Origin of the sequence: Aminivibrio sp. (assembly GCF_016756745.1) — a bacterium.
Lineage (GTDB): Bacteria > Synergistota > Synergistia > Synergistales > Aminobacteriaceae > Aminivibrio.
Genome location: NZ_JAESIH010000072.1, coordinates 44,120 through 50,593, shown reverse-complemented (window position 1 = coordinate 50,593; position 6,474 = coordinate 44,120). Strand labels below are relative to the sequence as shown.

Sequence of the window (6,474 nt, the reverse complement as noted above, 5' to 3'; positions counted from 1 at the left end):
TCTTCGGGCTTCGCCCTCAGAATGACAAGAAGTACCAGATCCTTCGGCCAAGATGCCGGCCTCAGGATGACAAACAAAAGCCTGTCGACCTGAGGCCTTGTTTTTTGTCATCCTGAGCGAAGCGATCGCGAAGCATCCCGAGCACAGCGAGGGAAGGATCTCGGGGTTGGTCTTGCCCCTCAAGACCGAGATTCTTCGGGCTTCGCCCTCAGAATGACAAGAAGTACCAGATCCTTCGGCCAAGATGCCGGCCTCAGGATGACACCCTTTCTGTCGTCCTGAGCGAAGCGATCGCGAAGCACCCCGAGCACAGCGAGGGAAGGATCTCGGGGTTGGTCTTGCCCCTCAAGACCGAGATTCTTCGGGCTTCGCCCTCAGAATGACAAGAAGTACCAGATCCTTCGGCCAAGATGCCGGCCTCAGGATGACAAACAAAAGGGGATTGAAATTTTTTCCCCCCCCGGTAAGTCGGACAGCAGCAGCCGGTGGTAATATTCGGATAAAAAGGGCTGAAAAACCCAATTGCGGGAGCTTCATCGAAAACGACCCCTGAAACGAGGGCCTTTGTAATGACATTATCCCTGTCTCGTAACACGAGGGTCTCCTAAATCCGCAGGTTTTTCAGGCAGAGGGAATGTCGCCGGGCATAAGGTGAATTCGCCCTCCCCAGGGGCGAAGAGATTATCCCCTGGGGGAGGGCGCCTGAGGTGAGAGAAACCGACACGGATGTCGGTTTCACAAGCAGGCAACCGGCGAACGCAGGGAGCCGTGGGACTCGCTTGGGCAGTTGTCAAGGATGACAATCTGCACCCCCCGCCCAAGCGAGTTCCGGTGACACTCCCCGCTGAGGTGCGGATTTAGGGGGTCTTTGTACAGAGTGAAAACGCGTTTCTTCTGTGGTACACTTATTAAAATCTGCGTTCAGCCGAAATTAAGGATTCGGACAATGTATCCCATGCAAAATAGCATTCGACATCGAAAGGAACGAAAGGAAGGTGTTCACAATGTACAATCTCAGGAAGAGTATCGACGCCTTTGCCCTTAAACAGCTCGCGGCTTTTCTCGAATCGGATCCGGAAAAAAATATTCCCCGTGTTCTTCGTTGGCTTAAGCGTTTTGACCCACACTCGCCCTATACTCCTATGTACGAAAAGCTCGAAGAATATTTCGCAGATCCTGCCAATAATTGGAATACCTTAATGAAAAGCATTTATACCAACATCGACACGGATGTCCTGAAAAAACTCTTCGAGAACTTCGTCCTTAATTCAGGAATTCTTGGAAGACGACTACGGAACGAAGTATCTAAAAAAGAAGACTGCAATATTCCCTGGGCGATCCTCATGGACCCAACGTCCGCATGCAATCTCCACTGTCTCGGATGCTGGGCCGCACAATACGGCGACCGCCTCTCCCTCGACCTTGAGACTCTTGACAGCATCGTCAGACAAGGAAAGGAACTGGGAACCTACGTGTATCTCTTTTCCGGTGGAGAACCTCTTCTCAGGAAAGAGGATATTCTGGAGCTGTGCGCACGTCATGATGACTGCGTTTTTTCCGCTTTCACAAACGGGACGCTTATCGACAGCAAGTTTGCGGATGATATGCTCCGGGTGAAAAACTTCGTTCCGGCGATAAGTGTGGAGGGTTTTGAAGAAGAAACGGACATGCGACGGGGAGAAGGAACATATCAAGCAGTTCTTCAGGCAATGAGCATATTAAAGGAAAAAAGACTTCCCTTCGGTTTTTCGGCATGTTACCACAGAAAGAATACATCCGTGATCGGCAGCGAAACCTTTTTTGACGATATGATCGAGAGGGGTTGCCTTTTCGGCTGGCTCTTTACCTACATGCCGGTGGGGAAAGATGCCATTCCCGATCTTATGGTCACGGCGGAACAGCGGGAATTTATGTACTGGAAAATCCGGGAATACAGACGCACAAAACCCATTTTCACGCTTGACTTTTGGAACGACGGAGAATATGTGGAGGGATGCATCGCGGGCGGACGGCGCTATCTACATATCAACGCCGCTGGAGATGTGGAACCTTGTGCTTTTATTCATTATGCCAGCTCGAACATAAAAGAGACGACCCTTCTGGAGGCTCTCAAATCCCCCATTTTCCAAGAGTATAGGCGAAATCAGCCTTTTAATTCCAACCATCTTCGACCTTGTCCCCTTTTGGACAATCCGGACCGTCTCGCCTCAATGGTCCATAAAACGCACGTGGTTTCCACTGAACTCGTCTCTCCTGAAGACGTGGACGATCTGACCGCCAAATGTGTTTCCACAGCGCAGGCATGGGCTCCTGTAGCTCAAAAACTCATGGACGGGACGGCGGAACGGGAAAACAACAGGGATTAGAAGTACACCTACACCCTGGGAGGAAATTTTCATGCAGTGGATAAAAACTGAGGTATACATTCCCGAAGAATTTCTTCCCATCCTCAGAGACCTCAACGCTTAACAATGTGTCAAGAAACAGGGAAAATGTCACCCTCAAAGGCTCGAAAGAAGGACAGGGGAAAATGTCACCCCCAGCCCTTCTTTCTTTATTGAAACACGAACACAGCAAATACTTCCGGTAAAATCCTCATCGAAAACTTCCAGCGGATCCGGACAGGTCTCTCATGGTTTCTGTGTTTCAAAGGACCGTGCCATGGATGGTCTTTCGACGGTCTCCGCGTCTTCCTTTCGCTTTGCTCTTTGCTTTCAGCCTTTTTCCTTTCCCTCTTCCCGTTCTGTCCCGTTTCAGGGGTAACATTATCACTGTCTCGCAACATATTGAGCTCAATCTGCAGTTTTTTCAGGCAGATGGAGTGTCGCCGGGCATAAGGTGAAGGCGCCCTCCCCAGGGGCTAAGAGATCCCGTTCCGCGCATCTTTGCGGAGATATCCCCTAGGGAGGGCGCCTGAGGGGACGACAATCTGCATCGGCGGCCCAAGCGAACACCGGTGACGCTCCCGCTGGGGTGCGGATTTAGGTTGAGCCTTTCCCATTGACAAGTTTGCTGAGTTATGAATATAATCAGACCGCACCTATTTGGTTACCATGGTATACCAGAAACTTACCCGGGAGATTTTCTTTTCCCGAATGGATTTTTCCACGACAGGAGAGTGAGCATTATGACCTACAGAATGCGTCCGCCGCGGGATGTGGTTTCAGGGAATGGAAGCCTGGAGCAGATAGGGGAGATCGTTTCTTCCTACGCCCCCACATCCGTTGCCTTCCTTGTGGACGGAAACGTGCGGAAAAACGGCGGAGCCGACAGAACACTGGAGCTGCTGGCTGTTCCCGGTTCCGAGCTCCACATTGTCAGCGACATTCCCGTGGAGCCGGAGACAGGCCAGGTGAAGGAGCTTTTCGGAAAACTGAAGGGTCTCGGAGTGGATCTGGTAGTGGCTATGGGGGGCGGAAGCGTCCTCGACAGCGCGAAAATGGTCTCCGTGCTCCTCCGGAACCCCGGCTACCAGGACAACCTGCTGGACGCTCAGCTCATCAGGGAAAGGGGTGTTCCCCTGATCGCGATACCCACTTCCGCAGGAACGGGCTCAGAGGCGACCCCGAACTCCATCGTGATGGTCCCTGAACAGAAGCTGAAAGTGGGGGTTGTCCATCCCTTTTTCGTTCCCGACTGCGTCTTCCTCGATCCCGCCGCCACCCTGACCCTCCCCCCGAACGTCACCGCTGCAACAGGGTTGGACGCCTTCTGCCACGCCATAGAGTGCTTCATCTCGAAGAAACGGAATCCCTTCTCGGACCTGTACGCCCTCGAGGCCATAAGACTGATCAGCCGCAGCCTGATGAAGGCCTACAAAGACGGCTTGGATCTTCAGGCACGGGAAGACTTGCTTCTCGCCGCCTTCTACGGGGGCATGTGCATCGCATCCTCCAGCACCGTGGCCGTTCATGCCCTCTCCTATCCCTTGGGCGGGCGGTACCGCATACCCCACGGCATATCCAACGCCATTCTTCTTCCCTGGGTCATGGAATTCAACCGGCATGCCGTGACAGACAGGTTCGCCGAAGTCGCCGCCGCCATGGGCATTCCTCCGGGAGCCGATGATGAGGAGACGTCGAAAAAAACCGTGGAGGGCATCTTTTCACTAGTGCGTTCCCTGGGCATCCCGTCCGACCTCCGGGAATGGGGGGTCCGGAAGGAAGACCTTGACGAGATCGTCGCCGCGGCGATGAAGGTCACCCGGCTGCTCGACAACAACCCGAAGTCCGTCACGCCGGAGGACGCCCGGAACATTTACCTGAAACTGCTGCCGTAGAGGACCTTGCGGCCCCTGCGTAAGACCACATTGAACGGAGAGAAGTCCATGATCGATATTCACGGAGTCATACCGGCACTTGTAACTCCCATGAACCCGGACGAAAGCGTCAATGAAAAAGAGCTCCGGAGTCAGATTCGCCGCCAGATTGCCGCAGGAGTACACGGCCTCTTCGTCTTCGGGACGAACGGAGAGTTTTACGTCTTGAGCGAGGCTGAAAAGCTCCGGGTGCTTGAAATTACCGTAGAAGAGAACAACGGGCGCCTTCCCGTCTATGCGGGAACGGGCTGCCCGGGAACGGCGGATACGGTACGTCTCTCCAGGGAGTGCGAAAAGATCGGCGCCGATGCCCTCTCGATCATCACTCCCTTTTTCGCCGCCCTCTCCCAGAAGGAACTCATTACCCACTACGAGACCATCGCCGGTTCGGTCTCCATCCCTGTGATCCTCTATAACATTCCTGCGCGCACCAACGTTTCAATGACGCCGGACACGGTGGAAAGGCTTTCGAAGATCCCCGGCATCGCCGGAGTGAAGGATTCCAGCGGTAATTTCGACACCATCCTCCAGTTTCTCGAAAGAACGGCGGGCAACGATTTCGCCGTTCTTTCGGGGAACGACTCGCTGCTCCTCTGGACGCTCCAGGCCGGCGGTAGGGGTGGCGTCTGTGGCATCGCCAATCTCTTCCCCCGGACACTGGTGTCGGTATACGAGCTCTGGGAAAAAGGCGACTTCGCAGGGGCCAAAAAAGCCCAGGACTCCATCAGGGCCATACGGAACTGTTTACGGCTCGGCAACCCCAACTCCATCGTCAAAATGGCGGCCAATCTCCTCGGCTATCCTGTGGGGCCGTGCCGGAAGCCCTTCTGGAGCGAGGATCCCAAGGTGACGGAAGAAATCGGCAGGGTGCTGAAAGAGCACTACGCGGGCGCGGAATGAGATAAGGGAGGTGAAAAAACCGGACGGCAGAAAACAGGCGCTCTTTCCGGCGGACGAAGGTACCCCGGGAAAACGGGGGCACAGGGATCCGGGAGAGAAACAGAAAAACTCCCGGAAGACCCGCACGAAGATTTGCCCGGCGGACACACCTTCGGTTCGCAGGCTTTCGGGGCAGTGAAAACTTGCGAACAGGAAAAACACACCATAACAGGAGGGAAACAGGTATGAAAATCTCGAGAAAAGTGATTGCGTTTCTTATGGTTCCTGCACTTCTGCTTGCCTTCACCGACGGAACCGCACTCGCCGCGCTTGACCAGCCGGTGAAACTGACCTTTGCCACCCAGAGCGTGGGGTCGGCCATGTACATGTACGCTTCTGCCATCGTCAACGTCTGGATTCCCGCTCTTCCCGCCGGTTCCCAGATCGACGTGACCACCACCTCTCCCGGCGGCGTGGGCGCCCCGGTCATTCTTGAAAAGGGTGCCTGCGACATCGTTCTCGGCAACTCCGCTCCCGCCAAGTGGGCCTACGAGAGAGGAATTCTCGGCAGCAAACCCACTAAGAGCGTTCGGTCTATGGCCGGCGGACTGGGCAAGGATTTCGTCAACGTCATGTTCACCAAGGAATTCGTGGACAGGACGGGCATCTCCACCGTGGAAGAGGTCGTCGCCAAAAAGCATCCCGTGCGCATCGCCATTAAGGCCAACGGGTCCTTCGGCGAACTGGCGTGCAACAAGGTGCTCGAGGTTCTCGGCGTCGATTACGACACTATCAGATCCTGGGGCGGAAGCGTGACCCAGACGGGGAGCGCGGCCATCGTCAGCCTTCTCAAGGACGGCAAGGCGGACATGACCATCGACCACGTGGGGGCCGGACAGTCCGCAACCACGGAACTCTGCCTGACCACCGACATGTTCTTTCCCGAGCTTTCCGCCGAAACCCGGGCGAAGATGAACGACCAGGGCTTCGATAACATCACCATCCCAGCCAACACCTGGAACGGCCAGACGAAGGAAATCCAGTCCGTGGGATCCCCCCAGGTCGTGCTCGTCTCGGCTTCCGTTCCCGATGACGTGGTCTATGTTCTCACAAAGGCCCTCTGCGAAGGCAAGGACAAGCTCGTCGAGGCCAACGCCACACTGGCTTCCTTTGATCCCGCCACGGCCCACGACATACTGAAAACAGGCGCTCCGCTCCACCCCGGCGCAGAGAAGTACTACCGCGAAAAGAACTACATGAAGTAACATAGATCCCTT

The 6,474-nt window shown here is 55.0% G+C and carries 4 protein-coding genes; all 4 read left to right on the top strand.

The features are described from left to right. The first annotated feature begins 1,199 nt into the window (after window positions 1–1,199). The 4 genes from JMJ95_RS12505 (at window position 1,200) to JMJ95_RS12490 (ending at window position 6,462) form a co-directional block, all read left to right on the top strand. Window positions 1,200–2,366: a radical SAM protein gene (locus tag JMJ95_RS12505; RefSeq protein WP_290685878.1), complete on the top strand. Its 1,167-nt coding sequence runs from the start codon at window positions 1,200–1,202 to the stop codon at window positions 2,364–2,366. Window positions 2,367–3,127: 761 nt separating this feature from the next. After that, a complete protein-coding gene (locus JMJ95_RS12500; RefSeq protein WP_290685875.1) occupies window positions 3,128–4,279 on the top strand; it encodes an iron-containing alcohol dehydrogenase in 1,152 nt (383 codons plus the stop codon). 48 nt (window positions 4,280–4,327) lie between these two features. Beyond that, window positions 4,328–5,218 (top strand): 4-hydroxy-tetrahydrodipicolinate synthase, encoded by an 891-nt coding sequence (gene dapA, locus JMJ95_RS12495; protein WP_290685872.1) that lies wholly within the window; start codon window positions 4,328–4,330, stop codon window positions 5,216–5,218. Window positions 5,219–5,442: 224 nt separating this feature from the next. Beyond that, the gene (locus JMJ95_RS12490) at window positions 5,443–6,462 is read left to right on the top strand and encodes a TAXI family TRAP transporter solute-binding subunit (protein ID WP_290685869.1); all 1,020 of its coding nucleotides are present in this window, start codon (window positions 5,443–5,445) and stop codon (window positions 6,460–6,462) included. The last annotated feature ends 12 nt before the right edge of the window (window positions 6,463–6,474 follow it).